The following is a 14,643-nucleotide window of genomic DNA, read 5'->3' as shown; positions in this document are numbered from 1 at the left end:
TGGTTACTCCGCCTTGTCGTCCAGGTAGCGGCTGAGGAACTCGCGGGTGCGGTCGTGCTTGGGGTTGCCAAAGATGTCGGCGGGCGAGCCCTGCTCGAGCACCACGCCCTGGTCCATGAAGACCACGCGGTCACTCACGCCCTTGGCAAACGCCATCTCGTGCGTCACCACAACCATCGTCATGCCGTCGGCCGCGAGCTTGCGCATGACCTCGAGCACCTCGCCCACGATCTCGGGGTCGAGGGCGCTCGTGGGCTCGTCGAACAGCATGATCTCGGGGTTCATGCAGAGGGCGCGGGCAATGGCCACGCGCTGCTTCTGGCCGCCGGAGAGCTGCGTCACGCCAGACTTGGCAAAGCTGGCCAGCCCCACGCTCTCCAGGTGCTTCATGGCAACCTTCTCGGCCTCCGCCTTGCTCATCTTCTTGAGCGTCACGGGCGCCAGGGTGCAGTTGTCCAGCACGTTCATGTTGGCGAAGAGGTTGAAGCCCTGGAATACCATGCCAATGTTCTCGCGCAGACGGTTCACGTCCACGTGCTCGGCCGCCAGGTCCTCGCCGTGGAACCACACATGGCCCGCGTCCGGCGTCTCCAGCAGGTTGATGCAACGCAGCAGGGTGGACTTGCCGGAGCCCGAGGCGCCGATGATGGTGACGACCTGCCCGGGCATGACATCGAAGTCGATGTTGCGAAGGACCTCGTGATCGCCGAAGGACTTGCGCAGGCCCTCGATGCGAACCAGGGGCTCAGCGGCGGTCGAGGGCTCGTTCGTGTTGCGTGCCATCTCTACTCCTCCTCGGCGGAAACGTGACCGGTCGACGTGCTTCCCACCGGATCGTTCTGCACGTCAAAGCGCTTGGCAAACTTGCCCAGTAGCCACGAGGCGATGAGCACCAGGATGAGGTAGGCCACCGCGGCTATGAGGCTCGTGAGGAACTGCTTGTAGTAGATGCCGGCAACCGTGGTGGTGGCGAACATCAGGTCAAAGGTGCCGATGATCGAGAGGACGGACGAGTCCTTGATGTTGATGACGAGCTCGTTGGAGAGGCCGGGAATCGAGTACTTGATGCCCTGCGGAAACACGACCTTGGCCATGGCCTGCCACTGCGAGAGGCCCAGCGAGCGGGCGGCCTCGGCCTGGCCCTTGTCCACGGACTCGATGCCGCCGCGCAGCACCTCCATCATGTAGGCGGTGGAGTTGAGTGTGATGGTCACGAGGCCGGCGAGGAAGGTGCTCCAGATGCCGTTGATCTGCGTGGTGGACATGTTGGTGGTCTTGAGCAGGCCAAACACGCCAAAGTAGATGATCATGGCCTGCACCATCATCGGCGTGCCGCGCACCACGATCGAGTAGACCTTGGCAAACCCGCAGCCAACCTTCTTCCAGAAGCGGACGAAATCGTTGTCGGGGCGGTCGACCTTCTGGATGCGGCAGAACACCAGCAGAAGCGCCAGGAAGAAGGCCACGAGCGTGCCGATGACGGCCAGCTCGACGGTGGTGATGAGGCCGGAGAGGAATGTGGCGCGGCTGTTGTAGAGGATGTAGAAGATGGCCTCGAGACCGTCGTCGGTGGGGCGGGAGTCGACGGTGACCGCGGTCATCCAGGCGCTCGCGATGCCCATGACCACTCGGTCGAGCACAAAGGTGGTGGCGATGGCCCACTCCACGTACGAGGCGATGCGCAGGGCCTTCTTGCCCTTGGGCTTTGTGAACGGGGAGGTCTCGGCGTAGTTCTTCCAGTGCGTGAGCTTGAAGATGAGGGCCAGCGCCGAAACTGCGACCCAGAGCACGAGCAGGTAGTACATGACAAGCTCGAGGCCAAAGACGCCGCGCAGGAAGCTCAGCTCAGGGCGCGGCTGGCTGGAGAGCAACATGCCAATGAAGGCGACGGCCGTCGTGCCCAGCAGCACGTAGCGATGGTCGCGTCGGACGAATGACACTAGTCGTGCCATGAAAACTCCTTTGGTTCTAAAACGGCGCAAAGCCGGGGCGCCCGTCTTGCGAGGGCGTCCCGGCTCATGACTCGTGCGTAACGCGCGCTACGCCGGCTGACGGTCCATGCACTCGTTCCACATCTGCTGACGCTCGTCGGCGGAGATGGTGGCGATGGCATCGTTGATCTTCTTGAGGATGTCGTCCTGGCCCTTGGCGATGGCGGCGTTGTCCGGCATGACCGAGCCCTCGAACTTGTCGGACATCTGGAGCTCCACGAAGTCCGGGTAGCTCTCGAGCAGCTTGGGCACGGAGAGCATGGAGTAGGTGATGACGTCGCTCGTGCCGGAGTTGAGGCTCTCCACCACGGTGGGGACGGTCTTGCCCGGGGTCATGTGGTTGACGTCGGGAATCTGGGCGATGACGTCGTCGTACATCGTGTCTGCCTGGCCCATGACGGAGGCGCCCTTGAGGTCGGCGAACGTGGTGGCGGAGGCGAACTTGGAGTCCTTCTTGGTGATCATCACGATGTCATCGTCGATGTAGGAGTCCGAGAAGTCCGCGGACTGCTTGCGCTCGTCGGTGGTGGACATGCCGGCGCAGACGATGTCGATCTGACCGTTGTTGAGCGCGTCGATGAGGGCGCCGAAGTCGCTCTTGACGGCGACGGGCTCCATGCCGAGGGCCTTGGCGATGACCTTGGCGGCCTGGACGTCATAGCCGTCCGCATAGGCGCCGGAGACGTTCTCGATGGGAATCGTGTGCTCGGACTCCTCGCTGACCTGCCAGTTGTAGGGGGCGTAGGCGGCCTCCATGCCAACGCGCAGGGTCTTGCCGTCGCCAAGGATGGCGCCGGCGGCAGAGGCCGTGCCCGCCTTGGTGGTGGCGCTGCTGGAGCCAGAGTCCTGGGCGGCCGGGCCACAGGCGGTGAGGAACGTCATTCCACCCACGCTGAGAGCGGTGAGTCCGGAGAGCTTGAGGAACGAGCGGCGAGAGACGCCGTGGTGCTGGGGGGTGGTCATGACAGGTCCTTCCCTCGGTGTGATACCCCTTCCGCGAGCGCAACCGGACGGAACCCATTTCCGTCCCCCTTGCCTTGCGGCGAGAAAGCTGCGCGCACTGGGGAGATAGCATAGCGCGTTGGCCTGGGAAGTACGCCAGCGGTAATCACGGGATAACCAAATATGTAGGGCTGTCGCAGGGCCTGTGTCCTATGCCGCCTCGCGCACCATGCCGGCGCCCATGGCATAGGTGAGCAGGAAGTAGCCGCCGTAGGCCGCCACGAAGATGGCACAGGTGAGGCCCACCGTGCCTCCGATGGTGAGCGCGCCGAGCGTCTCTACCACGTCGATGATCACGTGCAGTGCCACAGCCGAGTGGGCGAGGGCCACCACCAGGGGAAACGCGAAGAACACGGCCTGCTGGGCGAGAAGCGACCGGTGAAGCGAGGCGGCGTCGGTTCCGAGCTCCGCGAGGAGGCGATAGCTCGGAACGGCGTCGGCCACGCCGGAGAGCTGCTGGATCGTGAGGATGGCGCCGCAGGCCACTACGAGCACGAAGCCTATGTAGATGGACAGGTAACTGATGAGACCGTTCGAGGAGTCGGTGCTCTCGTAGATGCCGATGCGCGTGCTGCTCATACCGAAGGAGCCCACGTCCTGCCCGGCGGCGTCCGTCACGGTGCCGTAGTTGGCCGCGTTGCCGAACTTCTTGTCGATGGCGGAGGCGTCGGAGCCTGCGGGGTAGTCGAGCAGCAGGTAGCTGTACTGGACGGGGAGGTTGAGGCCCGCGAGCACCTCGTCGGGAACCACGAGGGTGCCCGCGTTGCTGCCTGTGGCCATGTTGACGAAGGTGCTCGCATCCTCGTCCACGGTTGCGCGTGACGGGCGCAGGGTATGGCTGCCGAGCGTGACTTCGTGCCCGGCCGCGAGCGCCGCGTTGTAGATGTCGATGACCGAGGTGCCCAGGTTGCTCGTGACCAGGTAGCCGTCTGCGCCGAGGCTCATGCCCTCCTTGCCGCGAAACGCGAGGTAGTGGTTGTAAGTGCTCTCGCTCATGATTCCCATGGCACTGTCGCGGTCGTCACCGGTGTTGGCTGCCTGGGGCAGCGTCTTGCCCGTCGCGCGGGCAAACTCCGCGATTGACACGAGCGGCTGCTCGCCCACCGCCGGCGCGGCGTCATAGACGTCCACCTGCACCGACGTGCCCGCGATGGCCGCGAGGTTCACGGTCGAGTCGTTGGCGTGCTGGGCTTGGGTGGCGGCGTCCAGCACGTCCACCGGACGGGTGGTGCTCGCGAGCCCGGAGGTCAGCTCGGGCTTCTGGAGCTCGTGGATGGCCGTGGGGGAGTGGTAGACCACCTGAGTGGTGTAGTCTGCCGGCGTGCCACGCTCCACGCCCTCGTTCATGACGTTGGCGATGGACATGCCGGTGGTGACGCTCGTGAACGCCAGGAACAAGATCATCGAGATGACGGCCATCGACATCGAAACGGTGTTCACCTTGGCCGCAAGCTGTCGCAGCGTGAACATGTTGAGCCCGCGCCACCACAGGCCGCGCGCCGCCTGCAACGCCTTGAGCAGAAAGCCAGAGAGGCCAAAGAACAGCAGGATGGTGCCCACGACCACGAGGCCGGTGGTGATGTAGAAGCGGCTCATCTCCTTCTGCGAGTCCATCATGACGGGCAGACCGTCGCGCAAGAGCCGCTCGTACGCCACGCCCACGAGCACGCAGCCCACCACGAACAACGCCGCCGAGACCCAGGGGTTGCGCACGGCTGCGGCCTCGTTGGAGCGGCGGGCGCCCATGAGGTCGATGACCTTGGCCTTCGCCACCACGCGCAGGTTGAACACGAGGGTCACGAAGAAGATGGCGGCGAGGCACTCGACGGTGAACAGGGCGGCGTCGGCGCTCACGAAGAAGTGGAAGTTGGCGATCTGCGTGCGGAAGAGCGAGGCGGTGAAGAACGTCATGAGCTGCGAGAGACCGATGCCGCAGGCGAGGCCGATGGCGAGCGCCCCGAGCGAGACGATGGCCGTTTCCAGCGTCATGATGAGCGCCACCTGGCCGCGCCCCATGCCGAGCACCTGGTAGAGGCCAAACTGCTGCTTGCGCCGCTTCATGATGAAGTTGTTGGCGTAGACCATGAGAAAGCCCATGACCGCCGCGAGGAAGATCGTGAGGCCCGAGACGATACCGGCGATGGTGTCGCCCAACTCCTTGCCGATGCCTGCCGAGGTGGCCTGTTCGGAGATGGTGTTGAACGCGTAGAACACGGTGACGCCCAGCGCCAGCGTGATGAGGTAGACGAGGTAGTCACGGCTGGCGCGCCGGACGTTGCCCCAGGCGAGCTTACAGAGCGTCACTGCCCTCACCGCCCATCATCGCCACGACCTCCATGATGCGGTCGAAGAACTCGCGCCTCGAGCCGTCCCCGCGGCGCAGCTCCGTGAAGATCTTGCCGTCGCGGATGAAGAGCACGCGGTGCATGTAGCTCGCCGCGAAGCCGTCGTGCGTGACCATGAGGATGGTCGCCTCGCGGTCTCGGTTGAGCTGCTCGAGCTGCTCGAGCAGCAGGCGCGCGTTCTTGGAGTCGAGGGCGCCGGTGGGCTCGTCGGCCATGACGACGGTGGGCTTGGTGACGAGCGCCCGGGCGGCGGCGACGCGCTGCTGCTGGCCGCCAGACATCTGGTAGGGGTACTTGTCGAGAATCTCGCGGATGCCCAGGCGGGCGGCCGTCTCCTCGACGCGTCCGAGCACCTCGCCGGCCGGGACGCGGGCGATGGTGAGCGGCAGGGCCACGTTTTCCCGTGCGGTCAGGGTGTCCAGCAGGTTGGAGTTCTGGAAGATGAAGCCGAGCTTCTCGCGCCGGAACTTCGTGAGCGAGCGGCCGCGCAGCCCTGTCACCTCGCGCCCGCCCACGAGCACGTGGCCGCTTGTGGGCGTGTCGATGGTCGAGATGCAGTTGAGCAGCGTGGACTTGCCGGAGCCCGAAGCGCCCATGATTGAGACGAGCTCGCCGGCGCAGACGTCGAACGAGACGTCTGCGAGCGCCCGGGTGGTCGCGCCTCCCGCCACCCCCTTGTCGCGGCCCGCGAGCCCACAGCCGCCATAGACCTTCTCGAGGTGGCGAACGGAGAGCACGGTGCTGGTGCCTTCGCCGGCCGCGGGCGCTCCCGGGCATGCCGGCGCGGCGCATGGGGTGACGGGTGTGTAGTGCTTGGCCATTGAAATCCCTTCGTCTGGGTGATTGTCGCAACAATCCTGCCGTCCCGCCCGCGGAGCAGCCATCGAATTGGCTTACAGTAGGGTTACGTTTTTGCAAGGTTGGCAAAGCGCGAGGTCAAGACCGGGGCTGGTTGCCCTGGGGGCCTATCCTTGCGCCGCCGGAGGGGGAGAGCGCATGGCAGACGGCAAGATTCCGGAGGAATTCGAGATTGGCGAGCCCGTGCTCGTCTGTCGCTGGCGTCTCTCGGAGGGTGAGCTTCCGGCGGCCAATCGCCACATTCGCGCCCTCTCCTGGCGCATGCTCCCGGAGGGGCGGCCCACCAAGCAGCTCGTTGGCTGGGCGAAGCAGCATATAGAGTGGACGCTGCGCGAGGGCTCGGCCGCTCACCCAGACGGCGTGCTCATGATCATGGTGGACGAGCTTGGCCGCGCCGCCATGGCGGTGGGCGACTACGAGCCTCTCGAGGACACCTCGCTTGCCGCCCTCGCCGCCCGCGCGCTGGCCGCGCGCGAGGAGGCTGCCGAGACCGACGTTGCGCCCGAGACGCTGTGGGTGGCCCGCGCGGGCTCGCTCGTAGCAGGGCTGGCCTCCGGCGAGCACGAGTCTGGCGCGTCGTCTCTCGTGGCAGACCTCGCTAAGACGCTCGGCATCTCCGTCTCTCGCGAGGCGGGCCTTGCGCAGGAGGTCGCGTCCGGCGAGGCGAGCTTCGACGAGGCGTTCCTCGTCTCAGACGAGCATGGCGTGGTGTGTGCGACAGACGCCCGAGGCCCCATGGGCAAGCGCTTCTCGGATGGCTGGGGGCGCCTGCTGGACGCGTCCAATCGTCCCGGCGGAAGTGCCCATGCCCGCCGTCAGCGTGCGAATTAATGCCACTTTGAGGGCCGTAGTTTTACGTTTTCCCCGCTAGCGAGCGCGACATAACGCGGTACGACAATTGAACACGCGCATTGCCAAATTGACGACTAAATCGTGTGCATTTGCGAGATAATCTCAGAGTGCTGTTAAGCGACGTCACCCTCAGCGGCCGGGGTAAAGCCGATGGGGGTGATTGCGCGTGGCTCGGCAGAAGGTCGCGTCCCCGGCAAAAGGAGAGGAAATGGCGCGTAAGTTCAAGACAATGGACGGCAACGAGGCCGCCGCATACGTCTCGTATGCGTACACGGAGGTGGCGGGCATCTACCCGATTACCCCGTCGAGCCCTATGGCCGACCACGTTGATCAGTGGGCCGCCCAGGGCATGAAGAATGTCTTCGGCGCCCCCGTCAACGTCATCGAGATGGAGTCCGAGGCTGGCGCTGCCGGCACCGTTCACGGCTCCCTTGGTGCTGGTGCCCTCACCACCACCTACACGGCCTCCCAGGGCCTGCTCCTCATGATCCCGAACATGTACAAGATTGCCGGCGAGGGCCTTCCTGCGGTCTTCCACGTGTCCGCGCGCTGCGTGGCCACTCAGGCGCTGAACATCTTCGGCGACCACTCCGACATCATGGCCTGCCGCCAGACCGGCTTCGCCATGCTCGGTGAGGGCAACGTCCAGGAGGTCATGGACCTCTCGCCGGTTGCGCACCTCGCTGCCATCGAGGGCAAGGTCCCGTTCATCAACTTCTTCGACGGCTTCCGCACCTCTCACGAGATCCAGAAGGTCGCCATGTGGGACTTCAAGGACCTCAAGGACATGCTGGACATGAAGGCCGTCCAGGAGTTCCGCGACCACGCCCTCAACCCGGAGCACCCGCACGCCCGCGGCTCCCACGAGAACGGCGACATCTTCTTCCAGCACCGCGAGGCCTGCAACACGGCCTATGACAAGCTGCCTGAGGTCGTCGAGCACTACATGGGCGAGATCAACAAGAAGCTCGGCACCGACTACGGCCTGTTCAACTACTACGGCGCTCCCGACGCGGATCGCGTCGTTGTCTGCATGGGCTCCTTCTGCGACACGCTCGAGGAGGTCATCGACTACCTGAACGCCCACGGCGAGAAGGTCGGCCTGGTCAAGGTTCGCCTGTTCCGTCCGTTCTCCATCAAGCACTTCGTCGACGTGCTCCCCGAGACCGTCAAGAAGATTGCCGTCATGGACCGCACCAAGGAGCCGGGCTCCATCGGCGAGCCGCTCTACCAGGACGTCGTGACCGCCCTGTACGAGGCCGGCCGCTCTGACCTCGTCGTCACCGGTGGCCGTTACGGCCTCGGCAGCAAGGACACCACGCCTGCCGCCGCCTTCTCCATCTACGAGGAGCTCAAGTCCGACGCCCCCAAGCGCGAGTTCACCGTGGGCATCGTCGACGACGTCACCAACCTCTCCCTTCCCATGGCCGAGGAGACGCCGAACACCGCCGACCCCTCCACGATCGAGTGCAAGTTCTGGGGCCTCGGTGGCGACGGTACCGTCGGCGCCAACAAGAACTCCATCAAGATCATCGGCGACCACACGGACAAGTATGTCCAGGCCTACTTCCAGTACGACTCCAAGAAGACCGGCGGTGTCACCGTCTCGCACCTTCGCTTTGGTGACTCCCCGATTCGTTCGCCGTACTACGTCAACAAGGCCAACTTCGTCGCCTGCCACAACCCCAGCTACATCGTGAAGGGCTTCCCGATGTCTCGCGACATCAAGCCGGGCGGCACCTTCCTGGTGAACTGCCAGTGGTCTGACGAGGAGTTCTCGCAGCACATGCCGGCCGTGGCCAAGCGCTACATCGCCAAGAACCACATCAAGGTCTACCTGATCGACGCCATCGACCTGGCCGCCAAGGTGGGTATGGGCAAGCGCACCAACACGGTGCTGCAGTCCGCGTTCTTTGCCCTCGCGCAGATCCTGCCCGCGGCTGACGCCCTCCAGTACATGAAGGACGCCGCCACGAAGTCCTACATGAAGAAGGGCCAGGACATCGTCGACGCCAACCACAAGGCCATCGACGCCGGTGCCACCGCGTTCCGCGAGTTTGTCGTACCCGAGGACTGGGCTACCGCCGAGGACGAGCACAAGGAGCTCACGATCGAGGGTCGCGAGGCCATCGTCAAGCAGGTCAAGGAGCTCATGGACCCGATCAACCGCATGGAGGGCGACTCCCTGCCGGTTTCCAAGTTCATGGGCAACCCGGACGGCCAGTGGGAGCTCGGTGCCTCTCAGTACGAGAAGCGCGGCGTTGCCGTCTCCGTGCCGCACTGGGATGAGTCCAAGTGCATCCAGTGCAACCAGTGCGCCTTCGTGTGCCCGCACGCCACGATTCGCCCGATCCTCATGACCGAGGAGGAGGCCGCCAAGGCCCCCGAGGCCATGCGCATGATCGACGCCAAGGGCAAGGGCATGGCTGGCTACAAGTTCACCATGGCCGTCTCCCCGCTCGACTGCATGGGCTGCACCAACTGCGTCACCATCTGCCCGAAGGACGCCCTCACCATGGTTCCGCAGGAGTCCGAGCTCGACCAGGCTCCGGTTTGGGACTTTGGCGTGAACGAGGTCTCCGAGAAGAAGGAGTTCGCCGGCAACAATGTCAAGGCGAGCCAGTTCCACAAGCCGCTGCTGGAGTTCTCCGGCTCCTGCGCCGGCTGCGCCGAGACGAGCTACGCACGTCTCGTCACCCAGCTCTTCGGTGACCGCATGTTCATCTCCAACGCCACCGGCTGCTCTTCCATTTGGGGTAACCCGGCCGCCACGTCTCCGTTCACGGTGAACGCCTGCGGTCACGGCCCGGCGTGGAACAACTCCCTGTTCGAGGACAACGCTGAGCACGGCCTGGGCCTCAAGCTCGGCTATGACGCCGTTCAGGAGAAGCTCGTCGCCGACGCCCAGCTGCTCGTCGCCGCTGACTCCAGCTCCGCTGAGCTGAAGGAGGCCGCGCAGGCCTGGATCGACTCTCGCAAGGATGCCGCTGCCAGCAAGACCACGGCCGAGGCCTTTGTTGCCGAGCTCGAGAAGAGCGACGACACCGTTGCCAAGCAGATCCTCGCCGATAAGGCGTACCTCACCAAGAAGTCCTTCTGGATCTTCGGCGGTGACGGTTGGGCCTACGACATCGGATTCGGCGGCCTTGACCACGTGCTCGCCTCTGGCAAGGACGTCAACGTCTTCGTCTTCGACACCGAGGTCTACTCCAACACGGGTGGCCAGGCTTCCAAGGCTTCTAACCTGGGCCAGGTTGCTCAGTTCGACGCCGCCGGTAAGACGACGCCGAAGAAGGGTCTTGCTGAGCTCGCGATGAGCTACGGCTACATCTACGTTGCTCACGTTGCCATGGGCGCCAACCTTGCCCAGACGCTCAAGGCCATTGCTGAGGCCGAGGCCTACGACGGCCCGTCCCTCATCATCGGCTACTGCCCGTGCGAGATGCACTCCATCAAGAAGGGCGGCATGATCCACTGCCAGTCCGAGATGAAGGCTGCTGTCGAGTGCGGCTACTGGAACATGTATCGCTTCAACCCGGCTGCGCCCGCCGGCAAGAAGTTCACGCTTGACTCCAAGGCCCCGGCCGGCGGTTACCGTGACTTCCTGATGAACGAGGCCCGTTACAACCGCCTCGTCCGCCAGAACGCCGAGCGTGCCGAGAAGCTCTTCGCCGAGAACGAGGAGGCGGCCATGAACCGCTACGCCTACCTCGAGAAGCTGAAGACCGTGTACAACGAGGCCTAGGCTCTCGTTGAAAGCTGATACGACCTGACGGGCCCGGCCCCGGTCGTAGCACGGAAACGTCCTCGCCCCTCCGAGTGTGGCTCGGAGGGGCTGCGGAATGGTTCCTTTGCTACGCCGGGGCCGGGCCCTTTTGTGTGCTGCTTGCGTGAGAGGGCTCGCTGGACAAGCGATCAAACGACCATATAAGGGCTGCGGAATGCTTGCTTAGCTTAGGCCCGGAGCTCCCTCTGAAGACAGAGGCAGCGCGAGAGGCCTGGTGGACAAGCGGCTGTACGCCCCATTTGCGGCTTGAGTGGGTGGTATTGAAAAACAGCCGAATGCGGTGGTAGTGACCGGCGAGCGGTGTAAAACGGGCGGTCTGCGGTAGAATATGAAACGTTGATATGTATATGGGGGAGTTGATTGCATGGGCAAGGGTCAGTCCGGTCTTGGTGCAGAGCGCGTTGCGCGCATTGGTGTAATTGCGGCTGTCTATGCGGCCGCCACGCTCGTGGCAATCCTGTTTCTCGGAGGTCTCGCGTGGGGTCCCATTCAGTTCCGCATCTCCGAGGCGCTGACGGTTCTCGCCCTCTTCACCCCTGAGGCCATTCCGGGCCTCACCATCGGCTGCGTCGTTGCCAACGCCGCCAACATCGTGCTCGGCGGCACCGGCACGCTCGGCCTGCTCGACGTCGTGTTTGGCTCCTTTGCCACGTTCCTCGGCGCCCTCTTCACCTGGAAGATGCGCAGGCGCCCGGTGGTTGCCATCCTCGGCCCCGTGTTCGCCAATGCTCTCATTGTGCCTGCGTACCTGCCCGTCATGCTCGCTGGCCTCGGATTCTATACGATTCCCTTTACGAGCATCTCCCTTGAGGGCTCGTACTTCCTCATGTACCTCTTTGGTCTCGTGACCACCGGCCTTGGTGAGGCCGTGGTGCTTTACGTGCTCGGCCTGCCGCTCTCTCGCGCCCTCTCTCGCTCTTCGCTTCCAGCGATGCTTGAGAACGAGGGTCAGCGGAGCAGACTGAACAGTTCCAAAAACGCCAAGTAAAGAATCGTACTGCCGTGAATCCAGTCATCGTCATAAAGACGTATTGGGCGTCTGACCCAAGTCAGCCGGGCGTCTACGATCATGCCACCGCCATTGACGAGCCGCTTCCCGAGCTTGCCCGGTGCCTCGACTCTCTCGATGACGTTCGCGGCGTCATCCGTACGGTTATCCTTCTTGTTGCGCCTCCCGCTGCGGAAGGTGCCGCTCGCGCACGAGTCAATTCGATTGTCCGAGACCACAAGGACCTCAATCCGCTCGTGATCGGCTCTGCAGAGGGCCGCATCGTCGCGGGCAAGATTGACGCCCTGTGTCCTGGTATGCCGGGGGAGTCCGTGTCGCTTCGCGGCTACGGAGCCATCGGGAACATGGGTTTTGCCGTGGCGGCTCTGCTGGGGCACGACGTCGTGGTCTTCATGGACGATGACGAGGTTGCCCTTACGCCAGATTTCCTTATCGACGCGGTCTACGGTCTCGGTCAGGTGACGCGTCAGGACTTGCCGCTTTTTGCCAAGACGGGCCACTTCATCGACGAGGGCGGCTCGCATCTGGCAGACCTGGGCAAGGCCCGCCTGTGGGAGCGGTGGTGGTCGAAGCGCGTCGAGTTCAACGAGTGGATGAAGGGCGCCCTCTCTGGCACGCGCATCTGCCGCTCCAATTATGCGTGTGGTGGCTGCATGGCCATTCGCGCGGAGGCCTTCTCGCGCGTTGCCTTCGATCCCTGGATCACGCGTGGCGAGGACCTGGATTATCTCTTTAATCTGCGGCTCGCTGGGCTGGACATGTGGTTTGACAACGAGTGGTTCGTCAAGCACCTGCCGCCTGACACTCCCGACGAGCCAAACCGCTACCTTCAGGACATCTATCGCTGGCTCTACGAGCGGGCCAAGCTGAGCTATGCCTCCTATCGCGAGGAGCTGCGCCAGGTCACGGCCAAGTCGCTCATGCCGTATCCGGGCAAGTGGATCTCTCCTGAGGTGGAGGGGCGCATCACGCGCACCACGATTGCCCGTATCATTCTTGGGCCAGACCGCGCCGCCAACCTCGACATCTTCCTGCATGGCCGCCAGGAGGCGCGTGCTTACGCCGAGCGCAATGCAGCCAACTATCTGCGCCTCATGAGCTTTTGGTCCACGGCCATCAACGGCATTTGGGACAACGCCGAGCTGGCCGAGGCCGTCATCGAGTGCTCGAAGAGCAAGGCGAGCTCCACGCCGCATGCTCCGGAGGCTCCGCGCAAGAGCGACGGCGCCCAGGGCTTTGTGAGCGACGTGCACCGCATCGAGGCCGACTACCAGGGCCCCATCTCGGACTATGAGGTCTACATGCAGCAGGGGATGGCCGATGGGCCCGCCCCCGCCTTCACGCCGGCGGTTCCGCCCATCGGCACGACGCCCGCGGCTCGCCCCGTGACGTCCCAGCCGGGCTCCACCGGGGCCGTCTCGACGCGCGTCGCGACGGACCGCGTCGCGGAGGTGCCGGCTGCGGCCGCGCCACTCACGCCGAGTCCGGCGTCTGTGGGCAATCCCATTCCGCGCTCTCAGGAGGCTCCGCAGGCTGCGCAGGCGGCCGAAGGCGCCGCTCTCGCACATGACGACACCGCCGAGGAGGTGGGCGAGTGACGCCGCATCGCCTGAATGGCAGGCTCTCGCGCATGGGAGACATTCGCAGCTCTCAGGCCACCGAGCACCTGCTGACCCTGGCTTCCCAGACCCTGGACAGCATGCGTGAGGGACTCAACCAGCTGAGCTGCCGTGAGGTCTGCCGCCTGCTGCTGCCGGAGACCACCGCCATCGCCGTTGCCATGACGGACCGCGAGAGCGTGCTGGCCTTCGTGGGTGCCATGGAGGCCGACTATCCCCCCGGAAGCCCCATTCACACGGCGGCGACTCTCGAGGTGCTCGAGACGGGCAAGCTCGGGACCTTCCAGACCCGTGGGGATGACCAGACGGGTGCGGATGGCCACACGCCCGAGCTTCCGCCCAAGGTGCGTGGCGGCATCATCGTGCCGCTCAACGTGCAAGACCGTCCGGTGGGCACCATCAAGTTCTACTACCGCTCGCCGGCGGACATCGACCGCACCCAGCTTGCGATTGCTCGCGGCTTTGGTCAGCTGCTCTCCACACAGCTCTCAACCCACGAGCTCGACCGTCAGGCCGAGCTTACGGCAAAGGCCGAGGTCAAGGCCCTGCAGGCGCAGATTAACCCGCACTTTCTCTTTAACACGATCAACACCATCGCGGCACTGACGCGTACGGACCCGCTGCAGGCGCGTAACCTCCTGCGCGAGTTTGCCGTGTTCTACCGTCAGACGCTCGAGAGCTCAGACCAGCTCATCCCGCTCTCACGCGAACTCGAGCAGACGAAGCGCTACCTCACGTTCGAGCGCGCGCGCTTTGGGTCCGACCGCATCGTGGAGCGCGAGTCCGTCGGTGAGGGCTGCGGTGACATCCTCGTGCCCGCGTTCATCGTTCAGCCTATCGTGGAGAATGCCGTTCGCCATGCCATGCGCGACGAGGGAGCGCTCCACATCGATATTCGGGCCGAGGTGGACGGCGATGACGTGCTCATCGCCGTGACCGACGACGGCCTTGGCATGAGTGCCGCTGCCTGCGATTTGTTGCAGCGCAACGCCAACGGTGGAAATTGCGCCGGTAAGGTGCCCGCGAGCAGCGAGAAGGGGACGGGCATCGCGCTTCGCAACGTTGCGGAGCGCCTGGAGAGGTTCTATGGTTTCGGCTCGGGCATTGACATCGTTTCGAAGCCCGACGAGGGGACGTGCGTGACGCTCAGGCTGGCGCGTGCCGCCGTCCACGACTGACA

General features: G+C 64.5%; 10 protein-coding genes. 5 read left to right on the top strand and 5 right to left on the bottom strand.

Features of this window, described 5'->3' with window-relative positions; all coding sequences use genetic code 11:
* Nucleotides 1–3 precede the first annotated feature (3 nt).
* The 5 genes from EFAMC2_RS01145 to EFAMC2_RS01125 form a co-directional block, all read right to left on the bottom strand.
* Nucleotides 4–783 (bottom strand): amino acid ABC transporter ATP-binding protein, encoded by a 780-nt coding sequence (locus EFAMC2_RS01145; RefSeq protein ID WP_293819377.1) that lies wholly within the window; start codon nt 781–783, stop codon nt 4–6.
* Between the two features lie 2 nt (nt 784–785).
* The gene (locus tag EFAMC2_RS01140) at nt 786–1,952 is read right to left on the bottom strand and encodes an amino acid ABC transporter permease (RefSeq protein ID WP_187325068.1); all 1,167 of its coding nucleotides are present in this window, start codon (nt 1,950–1,952) and stop codon (nt 786–788) included.
* Between the two features lie 87 nt (nt 1,953–2,039).
* Entirely contained in the window at nt 2,040–2,954 is a 915-nt protein-coding gene (locus tag EFAMC2_RS01135) for a transporter substrate-binding domain-containing protein (protein WP_261979964.1), read from the bottom strand.
* 189 nt (nt 2,955–3,143) lie between these two features.
* Complete coding sequence (locus EFAMC2_RS01130) at nt 3,144–5,297, bottom strand: FtsX-like permease family protein (RefSeq protein WP_154026157.1); 2,154 nt, start codon at nt 5,295–5,297, stop codon at nt 3,144–3,146.
* Complete coding sequence (locus EFAMC2_RS01125) at nt 5,284–6,159, bottom strand: ABC transporter ATP-binding protein (RefSeq protein ID WP_154026155.1); 876 nt, start codon at nt 6,157–6,159, stop codon at nt 5,284–5,286. The genes EFAMC2_RS01130 and EFAMC2_RS01125 overlap by 14 nt, the downstream gene beginning before the upstream one ends.
* 175 nt (nt 6,160–6,334) lie before the next feature.
* Here EFAMC2_RS01125 and EFAMC2_RS01120 point away from each other — a divergent pair, with 175 nt between their 5' ends.
* The 5 genes from EFAMC2_RS01120 (at nt 6,335) to EFAMC2_RS01100 (ending at nt 14,641) form a co-directional block, all read left to right on the top strand.
* Nucleotides 6,335–7,027: a hypothetical protein gene (locus EFAMC2_RS01120; RefSeq protein WP_154026153.1), complete on the top strand. Its 693-nt coding sequence runs from the start codon at nt 6,335–6,337 to the stop codon at nt 7,025–7,027.
* Nucleotides 7,028–7,256: 229 nt separating this feature from the next.
* Nucleotides 7,257–10,793, top strand: coding sequence for a pyruvate:ferredoxin (flavodoxin) oxidoreductase (gene nifJ, locus EFAMC2_RS01115; RefSeq protein WP_154026151.1), 3,537 nt, complete (start codon nt 7,257–7,259; stop codon nt 10,791–10,793).
* A gap of 406 nt (nt 10,794–11,199) precedes the next feature.
* Nucleotides 11,200–11,823 (top strand): QueT transporter family protein, encoded by a 624-nt coding sequence (locus tag EFAMC2_RS01110; protein WP_154026149.1) that lies wholly within the window; start codon nt 11,200–11,202, stop codon nt 11,821–11,823.
* Between the two features lie 14 nt (nt 11,824–11,837).
* Nucleotides 11,838–13,442, top strand: a complete 1,605-nt coding sequence (locus EFAMC2_RS01105) for a glycosyltransferase family 2 protein (RefSeq protein WP_154026147.1) — start codon at nt 11,838–11,840, stop codon at nt 13,440–13,442.
* Between the two features lie 32 nt (nt 13,443–13,474).
* Nucleotides 13,475–14,641, top strand: a complete 1,167-nt coding sequence (locus tag EFAMC2_RS01100) for a histidine kinase (protein WP_154026274.1) — start codon at nt 13,475–13,477, stop codon at nt 14,639–14,641.
* The last annotated feature ends 2 nt before the right edge of the window (nt 14,642–14,643 follow it).

The sequence above is a fragment of the Olsenella uli genome (assembly GCF_901212655.1).
GTDB classification, from domain to species: Bacteria; Actinomycetota; Coriobacteriia; order Coriobacteriales; family Atopobiaceae; genus Parolsenella; species Parolsenella uli_A.
Note: the sequence above shows the minus strand (reverse complement) of the source record. Positions and strands in the feature narration are given on the sequence as shown.

Coding starts and splice junctions, on each gene's coding strand:
- EFAMC2_RS01145 (WP_293819377.1), bottom strand. CDS start 783: ATGGCACGCAACACGAACGAGCCCTCGACCGCCGCTGAGCCCCTGGTT.
- EFAMC2_RS01140 (WP_187325068.1), bottom strand. CDS start 1,952: ATGGCACGACTAGTGTCATTCGTCCGACGCGACCATCGCTACGTGCTG.
- EFAMC2_RS01135 (WP_261979964.1), bottom strand. CDS start 2,954: ATGACCACCCCCCAGCACCACGGCGTCTCTCGCCGCTCGTTCCTCAAG.
- EFAMC2_RS01125 (WP_154026155.1), bottom strand. CDS start 6,159: ATGGCCAAGCACTACACACCCGTCACCCCATGCGCCGCGCCGGCATGC.
- EFAMC2_RS01120 (WP_154026153.1), top strand. CDS start 6,335: ATGGCAGACGGCAAGATTCCGGAGGAATTCGAGATTGGCGAGCCCGTG.
- nifJ (WP_154026151.1), top strand. CDS start 7,257: ATGGCGCGTAAGTTCAAGACAATGGACGGCAACGAGGCCGCCGCATAC.
- EFAMC2_RS01110 (WP_154026149.1), top strand. CDS start 11,200: ATGGGCAAGGGTCAGTCCGGTCTTGGTGCAGAGCGCGTTGCGCGCATT.
- EFAMC2_RS01100 (WP_154026274.1), top strand. CDS start 13,475: ATGGGAGACATTCGCAGCTCTCAGGCCACCGAGCACCTGCTGACCCTG.